Source organism: Pseudomonas sp. WS 5411 (assembly GCF_012985595.1).
GTDB classification, from domain to species: Bacteria; Pseudomonadota; Gammaproteobacteria; order Pseudomonadales; family Pseudomonadaceae; genus Aquipseudomonas; species Aquipseudomonas shahriarae.
Window position 1 is genome coordinate 495,545 of the sequence record NZ_JAARMC010000003.1, and the last position, 18,007, is coordinate 513,551.

The 18,007-nt window shown below is 59.7% G+C and carries 13 protein-coding genes; 3 read left to right on the top strand and 10 right to left on the bottom strand.

What is annotated here, in order from left to right; translation table 11 throughout:
• Positions 1-13: 13 nt before the first annotated feature.
• The 4 genes from HBR93_RS08935 to rpsU all read right to left on the bottom strand — a co-directional run bounded on the left by HBR93_RS08935 (position 14) and on the right by rpsU (position 8,431).
• On the bottom strand, positions 14-3,757 hold the full coding sequence (locus HBR93_RS08935; RefSeq protein WP_169960145.1) for a bifunctional diguanylate cyclase/phosphodiesterase: 3,744 nt from the start codon (positions 3,755-3,757) through the stop codon (positions 14-16).
• A gap of 124 nt (positions 3,758-3,881) precedes the next feature.
• Complete coding sequence (gene rpoD / locus HBR93_RS08940) at positions 3,882-5,732, bottom strand: RNA polymerase sigma factor RpoD (protein ID WP_057444304.1); 1,851 nt, start codon at positions 5,730-5,732, stop codon at positions 3,882-3,884.
• A gap of 67 nt (positions 5,733-5,799) precedes the next feature.
• On the bottom strand, positions 5,800-7,770 hold the full coding sequence (gene dnaG / locus HBR93_RS08945) for a DNA primase (RefSeq protein ID WP_115129134.1): 1,971 nt from the start codon (positions 7,768-7,770) through the stop codon (positions 5,800-5,802).
• Positions 7,771-8,215: 445 nt separating this feature from the next.
• Entirely contained in the window at positions 8,216-8,431 is a 216-nt protein-coding gene (gene rpsU / locus HBR93_RS08950; protein ID WP_002551877.1) for a 30S ribosomal protein S21, read from the bottom strand.
• 203 nt (positions 8,432-8,634) lie between these two features.
• On the opposite strand from rpsU, the gene tsaD reads away from it, so the two are divergent.
• Positions 8,635-9,660 carry a tRNA (adenosine(37)-N6)-threonylcarbamoyltransferase complex transferase subunit TsaD gene (gene tsaD / locus HBR93_RS08955; protein WP_057960795.1) on the top strand — a complete coding sequence of 342 codons (1,026 nt, stop codon included), beginning with the start codon at positions 8,635-8,637 and terminating at the stop codon, positions 9,658-9,660.
• Between the two features lie 33 nt (positions 9,661-9,693).
• On the opposite strand, the gene plsY is transcribed toward tsaD, so the two are convergent.
• Complete coding sequence (gene plsY / locus HBR93_RS08960; protein ID WP_057440309.1) at positions 9,694-10,263, bottom strand: glycerol-3-phosphate 1-O-acyltransferase PlsY; 570 nt, start codon at positions 10,261-10,263, stop codon at positions 9,694-9,696.
• 74 nt (positions 10,264-10,337) lie between these two features.
• On the opposite strand from plsY, the gene folB reads away from it, so the two are divergent.
• Both folB and folK read left to right on the top strand, forming a co-directional pair.
• Positions 10,338-10,691, top strand: coding sequence for a dihydroneopterin aldolase (gene folB / locus HBR93_RS08965; protein ID WP_057440310.1), 354 nt, complete (start codon positions 10,338-10,340; stop codon positions 10,689-10,691).
• The gene (gene folK, locus HBR93_RS08970) at positions 10,682-11,200 is read left to right on the top strand and encodes a 2-amino-4-hydroxy-6-hydroxymethyldihydropteridine diphosphokinase (protein ID WP_169960146.1); all 519 of its coding nucleotides are present in this window, start codon (positions 10,682-10,684) and stop codon (positions 11,198-11,200) included. Before folB ends, folK begins: the two co-directional genes overlap by 10 nt.
• A 13-nt stretch (positions 11,201-11,213) precedes the next feature.
• On the opposite strand, the gene HBR93_RS08975 is transcribed toward folK, so the two are convergent.
• The 5 genes from HBR93_RS08975 to glpE all read right to left on the bottom strand — a co-directional run bounded on the left by HBR93_RS08975 (position 11,214) and on the right by glpE (position 18,004).
• A complete protein-coding gene (locus tag HBR93_RS08975; RefSeq protein WP_169960147.1) occupies positions 11,214-12,461 on the bottom strand; it encodes a multifunctional CCA addition/repair protein in 1,248 nt (415 codons plus the stop codon).
• Positions 12,462-12,524: 63 nt separating this feature from the next.
• Positions 12,525-14,087 (bottom strand): SpoVR family protein, encoded by a 1,563-nt coding sequence (locus HBR93_RS08980; protein WP_057960791.1) that lies wholly within the window; start codon positions 14,085-14,087, stop codon positions 12,525-12,527.
• Positions 14,084-15,355 (bottom strand): YeaH/YhbH family protein, encoded by a 1,272-nt coding sequence (locus tag HBR93_RS08985; protein ID WP_057444302.1) that lies wholly within the window; start codon positions 15,353-15,355, stop codon positions 14,084-14,086. The genes HBR93_RS08980 and HBR93_RS08985 overlap by 4 nt, the downstream gene beginning before the upstream one ends.
• 113 nt (positions 15,356-15,468) lie before the next feature.
• A complete protein-coding gene (locus HBR93_RS08990; RefSeq protein ID WP_017739508.1) occupies positions 15,469-17,391 on the bottom strand; it encodes a PrkA family serine protein kinase in 1,923 nt (640 codons plus the stop codon).
• A gap of 283 nt (positions 17,392-17,674) precedes the next feature.
• Positions 17,675-18,004: a thiosulfate sulfurtransferase GlpE gene (gene glpE / locus HBR93_RS08995; RefSeq protein ID WP_057440313.1), complete on the bottom strand. Its 330-nt coding sequence runs from the start codon at positions 18,002-18,004 to the stop codon at positions 17,675-17,677.
• Positions 18,005-18,007: the final 3 nt, after the last annotated feature.

Consider the following 18,007-nt stretch of genomic DNA (forward strand, 5'->3'; position numbering starts at 1 on the left):
AGTAGGTCGCGGATTATAACGATGGTTTCTCCACTGTGCTATCCGAAAAATCCGAATGGGTCATGTGAAGGAAGGTCGCGGCGAATATGTCGGGGGGCAGGGGCAGGCTGACGATGTAGCCTTGCATTTGTTCGCAGCCTTCGTCAGTGAGGAAGGCCTGTTGGGCGAGGGTTTCTACGCCTTCGGCGATGATGGTGAATTGCATGCTGTGACCCAGGGCGATGATGGCGCGCACGATGGCGGCGTCGTGGGGGTCATCCGGCAGGCCGCGGACGAAGGACTGGTCGATTTTCAGGAAGTCCAGGGGCAGGCGCTTGAGGTAGCTTAAGGATGAATAGCCGGTGCCGAAGTCGTCGATGGCCAGCTGTACGCCCAGGCGCTTGAGTTTATGCAGCACTTCCAGGGCTTCTTCGGCCTGGCTCATGATGAAGTTTTCGGTGATTTCCAGTTGCAGGCAACCGGGCTCCAGGTGGTTGTCCCGGAGCAGTTGCTCGATGCGCCCCAGCAGGTTGGGATGGCGCAGTTGGGCACCGGCGAGGTTGACGGAGAGTGGGCCAAAGTAGTCATAGGACTTGCGCCACTGGTGCAGTTGTCGGCAAGCCTGTTCCAGGACCCAGTCGCCGATTTGCAGGATCATGCCGTTTTCTTCGGCCAGGGCGATGAAGTGTTCGGGAGGCACGTCGCCGAAGGTCGGGTGGCGCCAGCGGATCAGGGCTTCGGCGCCGATCAGTTGTTGGGTCTCCAGGCTCAGCTTGGGTTGGTAATACAGAAACAGTTCTTCGCGCTCTAAGGCGCGCCGCAGTTCGTGTTCGAGGGCGACGCGCTCGTTGGCCTGGGCGGTGAGGTCCTGGGTGTAGCGTTCGACCCGATTGCGGCCCTTGGCTTTGGAGCGGTACATGGCGGCATCGGCGTTTTTGACCAGGGTGGCAACGTCGATGCCGTCTTGGGGATAGAAGCTGGTGCCGATGCTGGCGCTGATAAAGAACTCGTGCTCGCCTGCCTGGAAGGGCAGGGTGAAGCAGGCCAGCAGTTTATTGGCCAGGTGCTGGGCGTCGCTGGCTTGTTGCAGGCCGGGCAGCAGGATGATGAATTCGTCACCGCCCAAGCGGGCCACGGTGTCGATATCGCGCAACTGCTCCTTGAGGCGCACGGCAATGTCCTTGAGCAGCAGGTCGCCAATCGGGTGGCCGAGGCTGTCGTTGATGTGTTTGAAGCGGTCGAGGTCGAGAAACAGCACCGCGCCCTGGCTGCCGGTTTCCTGTTGGTTATTGAGGGCGGCCTGCAGGCGATTCTCAAACAGAGTGCGGTTGGGCAGGCCGGTGAGCGGGTCGTGGTGCGCCTGGTAGTCAAGCCGCGCCTGGGCGTGCTTGAGGCTGGAGATATCGGCAAATACCGCCACGAAGTGGGTGATCGACTGGTCGCGATTGCGCACGGCGCTGATGGTCAGCCAACTGGGATACAACTCGCCGTTCTTGCGCCGGTTGGAGATCTCGCCTTGCCAGTGGCCGTTGGCGGTCAATTGATGCCACATCGCCGCGTAGAACGCGCTGTCGTGCAGGCCGGAAGCCAGCAGGCGTGGGGTGTGGCCCAGGGCTTCGGCTTCGCTGTAGCCAGTGATTTCGCTGAAGGCACGGTTGACGGCGCTGATGTTCTGCCGGGTATCGGTGATCAATACGCCTTCGGCGGTACTTTCGAAAACTGTTGCGGCCTGTTGCAGTTTTTCCTGCATCAACTGGCGTTCGGTAATGTCGCGGGCGATGGTCAGCATGCAATCGTCATCCCCGATGGGCAGTGGGCGGCTGGACACCTCGCACAAGCGAATCTGCCCGTCACTGCGTCGGATATGGCAGACGAAATCACGCACCAGGCCGTCGCGCTGCAGCAGCTCGAGCATGTGCTTGCGTTCGTTCAAGTCCACCCAGATGCCCAGGTCCAGGGTCGATTGGTCCAGGGACATCGCACTGTTGAACCCGGTGATACGGCTAAAGCCTTCATTGACTTCCAGCAGCAGGCCATCACTCTGGCGAGTCAGTAACAAGCCGTCCGGCGAGGCGTGGAAGGCCTTGGCGAACTTCTCTTCGGTAGTCTGCAGCAGTTGCTGGGTTTCCTTCAGTTGGGTGATATCCCGCACCACCACCACCAAGGCTGCGGTGGTATCGAGCTGGAAGGGTTCGGCAGAAATCAGCCCGGTAAACGCCTGGCCGTTGCTGCGCAGGAACGGCATCTCCAGGTTACGGATACTGGTGCTCTGCACGCGCTTGAGCAGGTTGGGCCCCACACCCTGGATACCCCAGATGTTCAGCTCGGTAGCGGTCTTGCCAATGACGTCTGCGGCGCTCAGGCCAATCTGGTCCTCGAATGCCTTGTTGACCTCCAGCAGACAGCCATCGGACAGGCGGGCGATTACCAGGATGTCCGGGCACTGCTGGAACACCGAGGCGAACTTCTCCTGCGAGAGCCGCAACGCTTCCTCGGTGCGCTTGGCCTCGCTGATATCAATCATCAGACCACGCAGAACCGGCTCATGCCCATACTTGATCAGGCTGACAATGTCCCTGACCCACAGGCAGCGGCCGTCAGCGGTGATCACCCGGTAATCAATGCTGTGGTCGCGGTTGGCGCGGGTTTCCTGCTTGCAGAAGCTGTCGGCGCGGGTCAGGTCGGCGGGGTGAATGATGTTGCGCCAGAAGCCGGGGATCAGCCAGTGAGCCCGTGGATAGCCCAGTAGTTCTTCGGCGTGGGGTGACACGTAGCTGTAGGTGAAATCGTTGATGTCAGCTTCCCAGGCTATGGCGGAGAGGCTCTCTACCAGCCCACGGTAATGGTATTCGCTGCTGCGCAGTTTTTGCTCCAGGGCTACCCGGCGGGAAATTTCCGAACTGAGCCGGCGGTTGATCCGAATGACGATGGCCAGCACGGTACTCAACAGCAGCACGGCAGGCAGGCCGTAGAGCAGCAAGTCGGCCCAGAAGGCCCGGTGATCAATGACATTGCCGACCCAGTGCTCCTGGATCTCGTTAATTTCGCTGGGGCTGAGGTCGGCGAGCACTTTATCCAGAATGCCAATCAGCAGTTTGTTCTCTCGAGGCACGCCCATTGCCAGTTGGTAGCGATAGGGCGTTTCGCCACTGACATACAAGCCGTCGAGCTTGAGCTGGCGCAGGCTCCAGACGCTGGAGGCGAGGTCGCCGACGACGGCGTCCACCTCATCGGTGGCCAGGGCCTGCAACGTCGAGCTGACATTGGGCATCGCCACCAGGTTCAGGTCGGGATGGTGGGTGCGCAGCAATTCGTGGGGGGCATAGTTCTCCACCACGGCGATCTTCAGGCCATACAGGTCCTTGAGGGAGCGGGGCTGGGCACCGCCTTCATGGGCGAGAATGACGATGGGGAAGTCGAGGTAAGGCCGGGAAAATGCGAGGAAGCCCTGGCGCTCCGGGGTGGACATGATGCCCGGCAACAGGTCGAGCTGGTTGTTCCGCGCCTGCTCCAGCAATGCGCTCCAGTTGGCCGGCTCTATAAGCTTGATCTTGATGCCCAGGCGTTCCTGGAGCAGCCGCACATAGTCAGCGGCCAGGCCCTGATAGCGACCTTCTTCATCGCGATATTCAAACGGCGGCCACGAGGCATCAACGCCCAGGCGCAATTCTGGGTGGTCCGCCAACCAGCCCTGCTCTTCATCTGTGAGAGTCAACGCGCCAGCCGTCGCGGTCCAGGTCAGCAGCGACAGCAGTAGCACGGCCGGCAGTCTGGGCATAACGGTCTCGTTATGGCACGGGGAATATTTCGAGTGTAGACGGGCATTGCGAGGGGGGGTGATGCGGGGAGGATTTAATCTGCACAAAGCAAAACCCCCAGGCCTGGGCCTGGGGGTTTTGTGATCACTCGTCGAGGAAGGAGCGCAAATGCTCGCTTCTCGTCGGGTGGCGCAACTTGCGCAGCGCCTTGGCTTCGATCTGACGGATCCGCTCGCGGGTCACGTCAAACTGCTTACCGACTTCCTCAAGGGTGTGGTCGGTATTCATGTCGATGCCGAAACGCATGCGCAGTACCTTGGCTTCACGGGCAGTGAGGCCGGACAGTACATCGCGCGTCGCTTCTTTAAGGCTCTCAACGGTGGCGACATCGATTGGCGACTGCATGGTCGAGTCTTCGATGAAGTCACCCAGATGGGAGTCTTCGTCATCACCGATCGGGGTTTCCATGGAGATCGGCTCTTTAGCGATCTTCAATACCTTGCGGATTTTATCCTCAGGCATTTCCATGCGTTCGCCCAGCTCTTCCGGGGTCGGTTCACGACCCATTTCCTGCAACATCTGCCGGGAAATACGGTTGAGCTTGTTGATGGTCTCGATCATGTGCACCGGAATACGGATGGTGCGGGCCTGGTCGGCGATCGAGCGAGTGATCGCCTGACGGATCCACCAGGTGGCATAAGTCGAGAACTTGTAGCCGCGACGGTATTCGAACTTGTCCACAGCCTTCATCAAGCCGATGTTGCCTTCCTGGATCAGGTCGAGGAATTGCAGGCCACGGTTGGTGTACTTCTTGGCGATGGAGATCACCAGACGCAAGTTCGCTTCAACCATCTCTTTCTTCGCGCGGCGGGCCTTGGCCTCGCCGATCGACATGCGACGGTTGATGTCCTTGATCTCGGCAATCGTCAGACCGGTTTCGGTCTGCAGTGCAGTCAGCTTCTGCTGGCAACGAACGATGTCGGCCTGGAAGCGACCAATGGCTTCAGCGTATTTGCTTTTGCCCTTGGCCAGTGCGTCGGTCCAGCTTTCGTCAACTTCATTGCCCGGGAACTGGCGCAGGAAGTCGGCACGCGGCATGCGCGCATCACGGACACAGAGCTGCATGATCGCACGCTCTTGTGCACGCAGACGCTCAAGGGCGCTACGAACCCGCTCAACCAGGCCTTCGAATTGCTTCGGTACCAGTTTGATCGGCATGAACAGCTCAGCCAGGGCCAGCAGTTCGGCGGTTGCCTGCTTGCTGCCACGACCATGCTTCTTCAGGGCCTTGCGCGCCAGTTCCATCTGATCGGAGACCGCGCCAAAGCGCTGGGCTGCGATGATGGGATCCGGACCGCTTTCGACTTCTTCGTCGTCGTCGGTGCTGGCTTCAGCTTCGTCGTCGTCGGTTTCGTCGTCCGCTTTCACGGCTTTCGGGTCGACAGGCGGCGGTATTTCTGCAGCCGGCGGAGTAATGCCGTCGTCCGGGTCGATATAACCGCTCAGGACGTCGGACAGGCGGCCACCCTCGGTGGTCACACGAGTGTACTCGGACAGAATATGGTCAACCGTGCCTGGGAAGTGCGCAATTGCGCCCATCACTTCACGGATGCCTTCCTCGATACGTTTGGCGATTTCGATTTCGCCTTCCCGTGTCAGGAGCTCTACCGTACCCATTTCGCGCATATACATGCGCACAGGGTCAGTCGTGCGACCGATGTCGGTCTCCACTGCTGCCAACGCGGCGGCTGCTTCTTCAGCGGCTGCTTCGTCGGTATCAGAGTCGGCCAACATAAGGGCGTCCGCATCCGGAGCACTCTCGTGTACGGGGATCCCCATGTCGTTAATCATGCGGATGATGTCTTCCACCTGCTCAGGATCTGAAATATCCTCAGGCAGGTGGTCATTGACCTCTGCGTAAGTCAGATACTTCTGCTCACGACCCAGGAGGATCAAATCTTTGATACGAGACTGCTGTTGCGCTTTTCCGGACATAACACCCTATCCACTGAAGGTCTTGGCGGGCAAAAAACAAGCCGAGGATTATACCCGAGCTATGACCTCACACGCCAGCTGAGGTCGGGTTTGATGCGGAAACATTCTGTTTTAAGAGGTCGCGCATCTGTTTTGCTATCTGAATTTGCTCTTCAGCCGACAATCCCGGCTGCCTTGCTCTCTTGATGAGTTCATCGAGGGTCTGCGTGTGCTGGCCCGCGGATAACCTAGTAATGGTGTCTAAAAACTGTTGTTCAAGGTTATCGCCGTCAATTAGCCACTCCTTTTCCGCGAGAGCCTTCAACAAGCGGCCTTGTTCCGTGCCGTGCCAGCGAGCCATAAGCTGAATAGAGTTTAGCTTAGGATTTTTCTGTACGGCCTCGATCAGGGCAATTAGCACCTGGGCATAGGTGTTGCTTTCGTTGGCAAAATGTTCGGCGCTTTCCACTTTTCCCGCCAGTTGCGGATGGTGGATCAGGGTGCGCAGGGCAATCAGCGTCGGCGCCTCCACGGCCACCGGCGTGCGCGGGGCGTAGGCCTCGTCGCGATCGCCGCGCTTGCCGTTTTTACTCCAGGGCTTCTTGTCCCATTTCTTGCCGCCGGCGCCGGGTTTCTTCGGCGTCCAGTCCTGTTGAGGCACAAAGGCTTCTTGGGGCTGGTGGAAGTCAGCGTAGTCCGGCATGGCATCGTAGTCGAAGCCCGGGTCATAGGCCGGTGGCGCGTCCTGGGGCGCGCTGTGCACCAGCTGGCTGACCGCTTCGCCGCTCAGGCCGGTGATTTCCAGCAGGCGCTGGCGCATCAGGGCCTTGAGGTTGGCGCCGGGCACCTTGTCGATCAGCGGTGCTGCGAGGGTGGCCATGTGGGCCTTGCCTTCGAGGGAGCGCGGATCGGCTTCTTCGGTCAATTGCTGGAAAAAATAATCGGCCAGCGGCTGTGCGTGCTGGTGGATGCGCGCGCGAAACGCGTCGGTGCCTTCGGAGCGCACCAGGGTGTCCGGGTCTTCGCCTTCGGGCAGGAACAGGAAGCGTGCGCGGCGGCCATCCTGCAGGCTCGACAGGGTGGCCTCGAGGGCACGCCAGGCCGCATTGCGCCCGGCCTGGTCGCCGTCGAAACAGAACAATACGCTGGGCACCACACGAAACAGGCGCTTCATGTGCTCTTCGCTGGTGGCGGTGCCGAGGGTCGCGACGGCATTGCGCAGGCCTTGCTGGGCCAGGGCGATCACGTCCATATAGCCTTCAACCACGATGATTTCATCGAGGTTGCGGTTGTTTTTGCGCGCTTCAAACAGGCCGTAGAGTTCCTGGCCCTTGTGAAAAACCGGGGTTTCCGGGGAGTTCAGGTATTTGGGTTTGTCGTCACCCAGTACTCGGCCGCCGAAGGCGATGATACGGCCACGGCTGTCGCGGATCGGGAACATCACCCGGTCGCGGAAACGGTCATAGCGTTTGCCGGTCTCGGCGTTTTCCACCAGGAGGCCGGCGTCGATCATGGCTTTTTGCTGCAGGGTGTCGCTGCTCAGGTGCTTATACAGGTTGTCCCAGCCCGGCGGGGCGAAGCCCAGGCCGAAGTCGCGGGCAATTTCCCCGGTCAGGCCGCGGCCCTTGAGGTAGTCCACGGCGGCCTTGCGCTGCGGATGGCTTTTCAGGGCCTGGCGGTAGAACTCGGCGGCGGCGGTGAGCAGCGGGTACAGCGGCGAGTCGGTGGGCTGGCGTGGTTTGTGCGGCCGGCCACTTTCTTCGCGGGGGATTTCCATGCCGGCGGCTTTGGCCAGTTCCTCGACGGCCTGGGGGAAATCCAGGTTGTCGTGGTCCATGATAAAGCCGAGGGCATTGCCGCCCGCGCCGCAGCCGAAGCAGTAGTAGAACTGCTTGTCGGGGCTGACGCTGAACGATGGGGTCTTTTCTTTGTGGAATGGGCAGCAGGCCGTGTAGTTCTTGCCGGCCTTTTTCATTTGCACGCGTGAGCTGACAACATCGACGATGTCGGTGCGGTTCAGAAGGTCGTCAATAAAGCTCTGGGGAATTAGCCCGGCCATGGCGTTCTCGTCATCACTGCGTGTAAATGAGAGCCCGTGACGCACTCAAGGCGCGCATGTTGGCGGCTTGATCATCAAATGTCTGTTTGGGCTGTCAGGAAGTGTATCTGTCGAGTGTTCACTGACGGTAGTTCCAATCAGTCTTCGACGTGTTTGAAAGTGTTGCCCTGGAGTCCGGTCGCGGCCAGTGCGGCCTCGGGAGCTCATCATGGGGCACAGTCGACCTATTGATCGCCTGCTTGGAAAATAAGTGTGCTCGTCAGTAGCCTTGATAGGCTCGTCAGAAGAGACGCGCACCGCTGGCAAAAGAGCCAGTCCTGACGTGTGAAGCTTTGTCTCGGTCGCATGTGCGGCGTCGACGGTGAAGCATCAAGCGATATCCGCAAATGCCAACAGCCCGGCTGAGGGCCGGGCTTGGCAGAAGCTTGCTACGAACGTCTGTGTATTAGTACAGACGAACGGCGCGGCGCTGCTCGCGCTGAACTTTCTTGGCGTGACGCTTAACAGCGGCTGCTGCTTTGCGCTTACGCTCAGAAGTTGGCTTCTCATAAAATTCGCGGCTACGAACTTCAGCCAGAACACCGGCTTTTTCGCAGGAGCGCTTGAAACGACGCAGAGCTACGTCGAAGGGTTCGTTCTCTTTTACTTTGACGGCTGGCATCCAGAGCTACCTTCTTTCATTACCGGGAATCAACGTTCTCGTCGCAAAAAATTCGCGGCTGAGGTCGTCGGTTTTTAAGGGTTGCGGATGTTAACCCCTCATTGCCCGGAATGCAAAGCCTCTGATCGAAAACCGCTAGTCGGGAGGGGAAGTGGCGACTATTATGCGCGCCTTCGAATTCAGCCTCTACAAGGCGCAAACCCATGTTAGTACTGGGCTTAGAAACCTCCTGCGACGAGACCGGCGTCGCGCTTTACGACAGTGAACGCGGGCTTTTGGCCGATGCGCTGTTCAGTCAGATCGACCTGCACCGGGCCTACGGCGGCGTGGTGCCCGAGCTTGCCAGCCGGGATCACGTCAAACGCATGCTGCCACTGATTCGTCAGGTGTTGGACGAGGCCGGTTGCGTCGCCACCGAGATTGATGCCATCGCCTATACCGCCGGCCCGGGATTGGTCGGGGCCCTGCTGGTTGGGGCCTCCTGCGCCCAGGCGCTGGCGTTTGCCTGGGGTATTCCAGCCCTCGGCGTGCACCATATGGAAGGCCATTTACTGGCGCCGATGCTGGAAGAAAACCCGCCTGGGTTCCCGTTCGTCGCTTTGTTGGTTTCCGGTGGCCATACGCAGCTGGTTCAGGTCGATGCAATCGGCCAGTACACGCTGCTGGGGGAGACCCTGGACGATGCTGCCGGCGAGGCTTTCGACAAGACCGCCAAGATGATGAACCTCAATTATCCCGGTGGTCCGGAAATCGCGCGTCTGGCGGAAAAAGGCGTGGCCGGGCGCTATACCTTCCCGCGCCCGATGTGTGATCGCCCTGGCCTGATGTTCAGCTTCAGTGGCTTGAAAACCTTTGCCTTGAACACCTGGCAGCAAAGCGTCAGCGCCGGGGACGACAGCGAGCAAGCCCGTTGCGACATCTCTCTGGCGTTCCAGCAGGCGGTGGTGGAGACTTTGACCATCAAGTGCAAGCGTGCCTTGAAACAGGCCGGCATGAAGCGCCTGGTCATTGCAGGCGGCGTCAGCGCCAACAAGGCCTTGCGTCTGTCATTGGAAAAAATGCTCGGCGACCTCAAGGGCGAGGTGTTTTACGCTCGCCCCGAGTTCTGCACCGACAACGGCGCGATGATCGCCTTCGCCGGTTGCCAGCGATTGCAGGCTGGCCAGCATGAAAGCCTGGCCATCAGCGTGCAGGCGCGTTGGCCGATGGAGCAATTGCCGCCGTTGTGATCGACGAACATGAGGCGGGTTCAGCCGGCGTATTTAAAAATGCCGTTCGCGCCCGGCAAACAGGTCGCGTAAATTGCCGCGATGGCGCCATACAATCAGCAGGGTGAGTACGCTCATCGGCAGCAGGGCCGCCGGCTCCTGCCAGGCCAGCAATGGCAGGGTCAGGGGCGTGGCGATCAATGCGGCAAGGGAGCTGGTGCGGGTCAGGTAGAACGTCAGCAGCCAGGCGGCCACCGCTAGCAGGGCTGCCGGTGGGTAGATCCCCAGCAGCATGCCGGCCGCCGTCGCGACGCCCTTGCCACCGCGAAAGCGAAAGTACAGCGGGAACAGATGGCCGAGAACGGCGCATACACCGATCCAGGCTTGTTGTTGCAGGGAGAGGCCGGCGAGATCGGCGATCAGTACGGGCAAAAGGCCTTTGCACACGTCGCCAAGCAGCGTGAGTACGGCGAGCTTCTTGCCGGCCAGGCGCAACATATTGGTGGCGCCGGCATTGCCTGAGCCACTCATTCGCGGGTCGGGATTTCCCGTCAGGCGGCTGAGCAAGATGGCAAAGGACAGCGAGCCGAGCAGGTAGGCGAGGGTCGCCAGTAACCAAGACATGCTAACTATTCCGGGCGAGGACGCCTTGATTCTAACGGGGCATTGCGCCCTTGTCGTGCTGTGGAGAAGAGTGCTTGGACAGAGTGTTTATCGAAGGCCTGGAAGTTGACACCGTAATCGGGGCCTACGACTGGGAGCGCGGTATCCGTCAGTGCCTGCGCCTGGACCTGAGTTTCGCCTGGGACAATCGCCCCGCCGCAGCCGGTGATGACCTGACCCTGGCCCTCGATTACGCCAGTGTTTGCACACGCATCCAGGCGTTTGCCGAGCAGGCGCAGTTCCAACTGGTGGAAACGTTCGCCGAGCGCCTGGCGCAAGTCTTGATGGAGGAGTTCCAGATCCCCTGGCTGCACCTCAAGTTGACCAAGCCCGGTGCCGTCCCGGCCGCCAAGGGCGTGGGCGTGGAGATCGAGCGCGGATGTCGCTAACTCAGGTTTACCTTGGTCTTGGCAGTAATATCGAGCGCGAGCCCCATTTGCAGGCGGGGCTTGAGGCGTTAGATGGCTTTTTGACCGATATGCGTTGTTCCGCCGTGTTCGAAAGCCAGCCGGTGGGGATCAAGAGTGGGCCGTTTTTCAACCTGGTGGTGTCGGCGTATACCGATCTGTCGTTGCTGGAGTTGGACCGCCGGTTGAAGGTCATCGAGGCTGACAATGGCCGTTACGCGCCGGATCGCAAGGGCTTGCCCCTGGATATTGATGTGCTGCTGTATGGCGACCTGACGGGAAATTTCGACGGGCTGGTGTTGCCGCGCGCAGAGATCCTGAAGAACGCCTTTGTGCTGTGGCCGCTGTCGTTGATGGCGCCGGAGCGTGTGCATCCTGAAGTGGGCAGGACATTTGCCGTGCTGTGGCGGGATGCACAGATTGAGCAGGTGCTGGCCCCGGTTGCCTTCAAATGGCGCGACCGGCAACTGACCCCGGACGCTCTTCTGTAGGCGCGGGCAAGCACTAGGCGTCCCCCCGCTCCTGCAGTGAATGGTGTTCTTTGTAGGCTTTCAGGGCCTTGAGCCGCTCACGCTTGAGAGCCTCACCCAGTTCCGGGCCCTTGAAGCCTTTCTCCAGCAATGGCGCCACCGCCACCCCCCGTGCTACCCGCGCAGCACCGCGTAAATAATCCGCCTGTGGATAACTTCGCTGCTCAAGGCCCTTGCGGCCCCGTGCGTCCATTTCGCAGGCGACAACAAACTCTTCAAAACGCTGTGGTCGGCGGAACACGTCAAAACTCTGCAGCAACTCCAGCAGGGTCGAGGCTTTCAGCTCCAGGGCGCGATGGCCGTGGGTGTGATACTCGCCAACCAAAAGTGCCAGTTCCTGGCAATCCTTCGGTACTTTGAAGCGTTCGTTGACCGCTCTGATCAGCTTCAGGCCCCGCTGCTCGTGAGCAATATGCCGGGGCAACTTATCCACAGGGGTCAGGCCCTTGCCCAGATCATGCAGCAGGCAAGCCCAGCGCACAGTCAAGGGGTGGGCGTGGAGGGCTGCCTGTTCCAGCACGCTCAGGGTATGGATGCCGGTATCAATTTCCGGATGGTGGGCTTCGGGTTGGGGGACACCGAATAGCGCGTCCACTTCCGGCAGCAAGGTTTTCAGGGCGTGGCAGTCGCGCAGCACCTGGATAAACACCTGGGGTTGATCTTCCATCAGCGCCCGGGAAATTTCCTTCCAGCTGCGCTCCGGGGTCAGGGCATCCAGTTCGCCAGAGTCACTGAGTTGGCGCATCAGTTCCAGGGTTTCGGGGGCGACAGTGAAACCGAGGCTGGCATAACGTGCGGCAAACCGTGCCACCCGCAATACACGTAAGGGATCTTCGGCGAACGCCGGGGAAACGTGGCGCAACACTCGGGCTTGCAGATCGCGTTGGCCATGATAGGGATCGGTCAGGTTGCCGTCGTCGTCTTCAGCCATGGCGTTGATGGTCAGGTCGCGACGGATCAAGTCTTGTTCGAGGGTGACTTCAGGGCTGGCATGAAACACAAATCCGCCATACCCCCGGCCGCTCTTGCGCTCGGTACGGGCGAGGGCGTACTCCTCGTTGTTTTTCGGGTCCAGGAACACCGGAAAATCAGCGCCTACAGGCCGATAGCCCAGGGCGAGCATTTCTTCGGTGGTGGCGCCTACGACGACCCGATCGACATCGGTAACGGGAATGCCCAGCAAGCGATCACGTACCGCTCCGCCGACTTTGTAGATTTGCATGAAAAAGCCTCCATTAGCCCTACAGGATAACGCCTGTGCCAGGCCAATGGAGGCATTGCTGCATCAAAGGTGAACCACGGCCAGGTCCAGGCGGCCGTAGTCGTTGTCGTTGTGTTCGTTGCGCGGCGGAACATGGTGGGTTTTCATGATCTGGTCGCCTTGCAGCGTCTCCAGATGGATATCAAAACCCCATAGCCGGTGCAGGTGCTTGAGCACTTCATCCGTGGATTCGCCCAGGGGTTTGCGGTCGTGCTGCTGGTGGCGCAGGGTCAGGGAGCGGTCGCCGCGCATATCGATGCTGTAGATCTGCACGTTGGGCTCGCGGTTGCCCAGGTTGTACTGGGCCGCCAGGGTCTCGCGGATGGTGCGGTAACCGGCTTCGTCGTGAATGGCAGGTACCAGCAGGTCGTCCTTGAGGTCGTCATCCATAATGCTGAACAGCTTGAGATCACGAATCACCTGGGGCGACAGGTACTGCAGGATAAAGCTCTCATCCTTGAAGCTGCTCATGGCGAACTTGAGGGTCGATAACCAGTCGCTGCCGGCGATCTCCGGGAACCAGCGGCGATCTTCCTCGGTCGGGTGTTCGCACATGCGCCGGATATCCCGGTACATGGCAAAGCCCAGGGCATAAGGGTTGATGCCGCTGTAGTAGGGGCTGTCGAAGCCTGGCTGGAAGACCACGCTGGTATGGGAGGTGAGGAACTCCATCATGAAACCGTCGGTCACCAGCCCTTCGTCGTAGAGGTCGTTTATCAGGGTGTAATGCCAGAACGTAGCCCAGCCTTCGTTCATCACCTGGGTCTGGCGCTGGGGGTAGAAATACTGGGCGATCTTGCGCACGATCCGCACGATCTCCCGTTGCCACGGCTCCAGCAACGGGGCGTGCTTTTCCAGGAAGTACAGGATGTTTTCCTGGGGTTCGCTGGGGAAGCGTGCATTGTCTTTGTCGCTGTTCTTGTCGGCGCGCTTGGGGATGGTGCGCCACAAGTCGTTGATCTGCTTTTGCAGATGCTCTTCACGGTCCTTCTGCCGCAGCCGTTCCTCTTCGGCGGAAATGGGGTAAGGGCGTTTGTAGCGGTCTACCCCGTAGTTCATCAAGGCATGGCAGGAGTCGAGCAGGTCTTCCACGGCGTCGATCCCGTGGCGCTCCTCGCATTGCATGATGTACTGCTTGGCGAACACCAGGTAATCAATGATCGAACTGGCGTCGGTCCAGGTGCGGAACAGATAGTTGCCCTTGAAGAAACTGTTGTGGCCGTAGCACGCATGGGCCACCACCAGTGCCTGCATGCAGATGGTGTTTTCTTCCATCAGGTAGGCGATGCACGGGTCGGAGTTGATCACGATTTCGTAGGCCAGGCCCATCTGGCCGCGGCTGTAGGACTTCTCGGTGCTGAGGAAGTGCTTGCCGTAGGACCAATGGTGATAGCCCAGGGGCATGCCCACCGAGGCATACGCGTCCATCATCTGTTCGGCGGTGATCACTTCGATCTGGTTGGGATAGGTATCCAGGGCATAACCGGCCGCAATGCGGCTGATTTCCCGGTCATAGGCCTGGATCAGTTCGAAGGTCCATTCGGACCCCGTGGAAATGGGTTGGCGCTTATGCTCTTTGGCGGTCATGTCACTAACCTGCGCTGGAAGAGTTCACGGAAGACCGGATAGATATCGCCGGCCGAGACCAGTTGTTGCTGGGCGAAGGTATCGGCGAAGGCTTCACCGATGCGCTCGTATTCAAACCACAGGGCCTGGTGCTCGCGGGGGGTAATCTCCACATAAGTGTAGTACTGCACGAACGGCATGATCTGGTTGATCAGGATGTCGCGGCAGATGGGCGAGTCGTCGTTCCAGTTGTCGCCGTCGGAAGCCTGGGCCGCGTAGATGTTCCATTCGTTGGCTGGGTAGCGCTCAGCCATGATTTCCTGCATCAGTTTCAGCGCACTGGACACGATGGTGCCGCCGGTCTCCCGCGAATAGAAAAACTCTTCCTCGTCGACCTCGCGGGCGCTGGTGTGATGGCGGATAAACACCACGTCGATCTTGTCGTAGTTACGCTTGAGAAACAGGTACAGCAGAATAAAGAAGCGCTTGGCGATGTCCTTGGTCGCCTGGGTCATGGAGCCGGAAACGTCCATCAGGCAGAACATCACGGCCTTGGAGCTGGGGTTGGGTTGCTTGACCAGCAGGTTGTATTTCAAGTCGAAGGTGTCGAGGAACGGCACGCGGTGGATGCGCGCGCTGAGTTTCTCGATTTCTGCTTCGATTTCCTGGATATCGCCGAAGTTGTCCGGCTCTTCGCGCTTCAAGCGCGCCAACTCTTCCTTGGCTTCCCTCAGTTTGGCGCGGCTGCTGCCAGACAGGGCGATACGCCGTGCGTGGGCCGAACGCAGGGTGCGGATGATATTGATGCGCGAGGGGTTGCCCTCGTTGCTGATACCGGCGCGCACGGTCTTGAAGGTGTCAGTGCCGGTCAGGTTGCGCTTGACCAGGTTGGGCAGCTCCAGGTCCTCGAACATGAATTCGAGGAATTCCTCCTGGGTAATCTGGAACACGAACTCATCCATGCCTTCGCCGGAGTTGCCGGCCTTGCCTGGGCCTTTGCCGCCGCCACCGCCCTGAGGGCGCTGGATATGCTCGCCAGTGGTAAATTCCTTGTTTCCCGGATGAACCACGGTCTGTTTGCCGCCGCGGCCGTGATGCAGCACCGGTTCGTCGATGTCCCGGCCGGGAATGCTGATCTGCTCGCCGTGCTCCATATCGGTAATGGAACGGCGACTCACCGCCTCTTCGACGGCCTTTTTGATGTGGTCACGGTAACGCCGCAGGAACCGCTGGCGGTTTACCGTGCTCTTGTTCTTGCCATTGAGGCGTCGGTCGATCACATAGCTCATAGGGAGCCCTCCGGGCAGCTTCACGTTACAAGCTTCAAGCCGCGAGCTGGAAGCTTAGAGACAAGCGGTCAACTGCCAGGCCAGGGGCCCGGCAGCGCACGCCTGTCGCTGCCTTACTGCGATTTGCGCACCCGCAGGTACCACTCGGAGAGCAGCCGTACCTGTTTGTCGGTGTAGCCGCGCTCGACCATTCGCGTGACGAAGTCGTTGTGTTTTTGCTGGTCCTCCTTGCTGGCCTTGGCGTTGAAGCTGATGACCGGCAGCAGATCCTCGGTGTTGGAGAACATTTTTTTCTCGATGACCACCCGCAGCTTCTCGTAGCTGAGCCAGGTCGGGTTCTTGCCGTTGTTGTTGGCCCGGGCGCGCAGTACGAAGTTGACGATTTCGTTGCGGAAATCCTTCGGATTGCTGATGCCGGCCGGTTTTTCGATCTTCTCCAGCTCTTCGTTGAGGGCTACGCGGTTGAGGATCTCGCCGGTTTCGGGGTCGCGGTATTCCTGATCCTGAATCCAGAAGTCGGCGTACAGCACATAGCGGTCGAAGATGTTCTGGCCGTATTCGCTGTAGGACTCCAGGTAGGCGGTCTGGATCTCCTTGCCGATGAACTCGATATAGCGCGGCGCCAGGTACTCCTTGAGGAAGCGCAGGTAACGCTCGCGGGTTTCAGCCTGGAACTGCTCCTGTTCGATCTGCTGCTCCAGTACATAAAGCAGGTGTACCGGGTTGGCGGCGATCTCATGGGGGTCGAAGTTGAAGACCTTGGACAGGATCTTGAAGGCGAAGCGGGTCGACAGGCCATTCATGCCCTCATCGACGCCCGCCGTGTCGCGGTACTCCTGGATCGACTTGGCCTTGGGATCGGTGTCCTTGAGGTTCTCCCCGTCGTAGACGCGCATTTTCGAGTAGATATTCGAGTTTTCCGGCTCCTTGAGACGCGACAGCACCGTGAACTGGGCGAGCATCTTCAGGGTGTCTGGCGCGCAATGGGCCTTGGCCAGGGAACTGTTGAACAGCAATTTGTCGTAGATCTTGATTTCATCGCTGACCCGCAGGCAGTACGGCACCTTGACGATATAGATCCGGTCGATGAAGGCTTCGTTGTTCTTGTTGTTGCGGAAGGTGTGCCACTCCGATTCGTTGGAGTGGGCCAGCAGGATGCCAGTGAACGGAATCGCCCCGAGGCCTTCGGTACTGTTGTAGTTGCCTTCCTGGGTGGCGGTGAGCAGTGGGTGCAGCACCTTGATCGGCGCCTTGAACATCTCCACGAACTCCATCAGGCCCTGGTTGGCCCGGCACAGTGCGCCCGAGTAGCTGTAGGCATCGGCGTCGTTCTGCGGGAATTCCTCCAGCTTGCGGATATCCACCTTGCCCACCAGCGCAGAAATATCCTGGTTGTTTTCATCCCCCGGTTCGGTCTTGGCGACGCCGATCTGGTTGAGAATCGACGGATAGAGCTTCACCACCCGGAACTGGCTGATATCGCCGCCGAACTCGGCCAGGCGCTTGGTGGCCCAGGGCGACATGATGGTGTTGAGATAGCGCCGTGGGATGCCGAAGTCTTCTTCGAGAATCGCGCCATCTTCTGTGGCGTTGAACAGGCCCAGGGGCGATTCGAACACCGGAGAGCCCTTGATCGCGTAGAAGGGCACCTTTTCGATCAGTTGCTTGAGCTTTTCGGCCAGGGAAGATTTACCGCCGCCCACGGGGCCGAGCAGGTAGAGAATCTGTTTCTTCTCTTCCAGGCCCTGGGCGGCATGGCGGAAGTAGGAGACGATCTGGTCGATGCATTCTTCCATGCCATGGAAGTCTTCAAAGGCCGGGTAGCGGCGGATCACCTTGTTGGAGAATATTCGCGACAGCCGCGAGTTGTTGGAGGTGTCTACCAGCTCCGGTTCGCCAATCGCCAGTAGCAGGCGCTCGGCGGCAGACGCATAGGTGCTGCGGTCCTTTTTGCACAGCTCAAGATACTCCTGCAGCGTGAGTTCTTCCTGCTGGGTGGACTCGAAGCGTTGTTGGAAGTGGCTAAAAATACTCATGACGTCGTCACCTCGCTCGATACGTGGAGCCGACGCCGGATCAATCAGTCGATGCTGGCAGCCAGTGGCGTTTGCCGTGGCCATTTCCCCCCAGAACACCCTGAAACGCTACCGATGACCCGCACGCCGGTGTACCGGCTCTCCCCTGTTTTGGATGGCCTGCGCTTAATGATAGTTGGGAATCCGGGAGGTCAAGGCGAGATGCCTAATTAGTTTGGGTGCGCCGTTTCTCAGAAACGGCGCGAGCCCAAGCGTCACGCGGGGTAGCGGGGTTTGAAAAAAATTATTGCGAATTGCCTGTGGCAGTTTCCGCAGGATACGTCGTACGCCACAGCTCAAAGCCGCCGTCCAGGCTGTAGACATCGGAGAACCCCTGGCTGACCAGATAGGCCGCCGCGCTCTGGCTGGAATTGCCGTGATAGCAGGCCACGATCACTGGCGCGTCGAGGTCGGCGGCGCGGATGAAATCGGCAATGTTGTGGTTGTCCAGGTGCTGTGCGCCCTTGATGTGGTTCAGGGCGTAAGTCTGTGGATCACGGATATCCACCACCACGGCGCCTTGCTCACGCAGGGCCTGGGCTTGTTCGGGAGGGATACGTTTGAATTCGCTCATGGC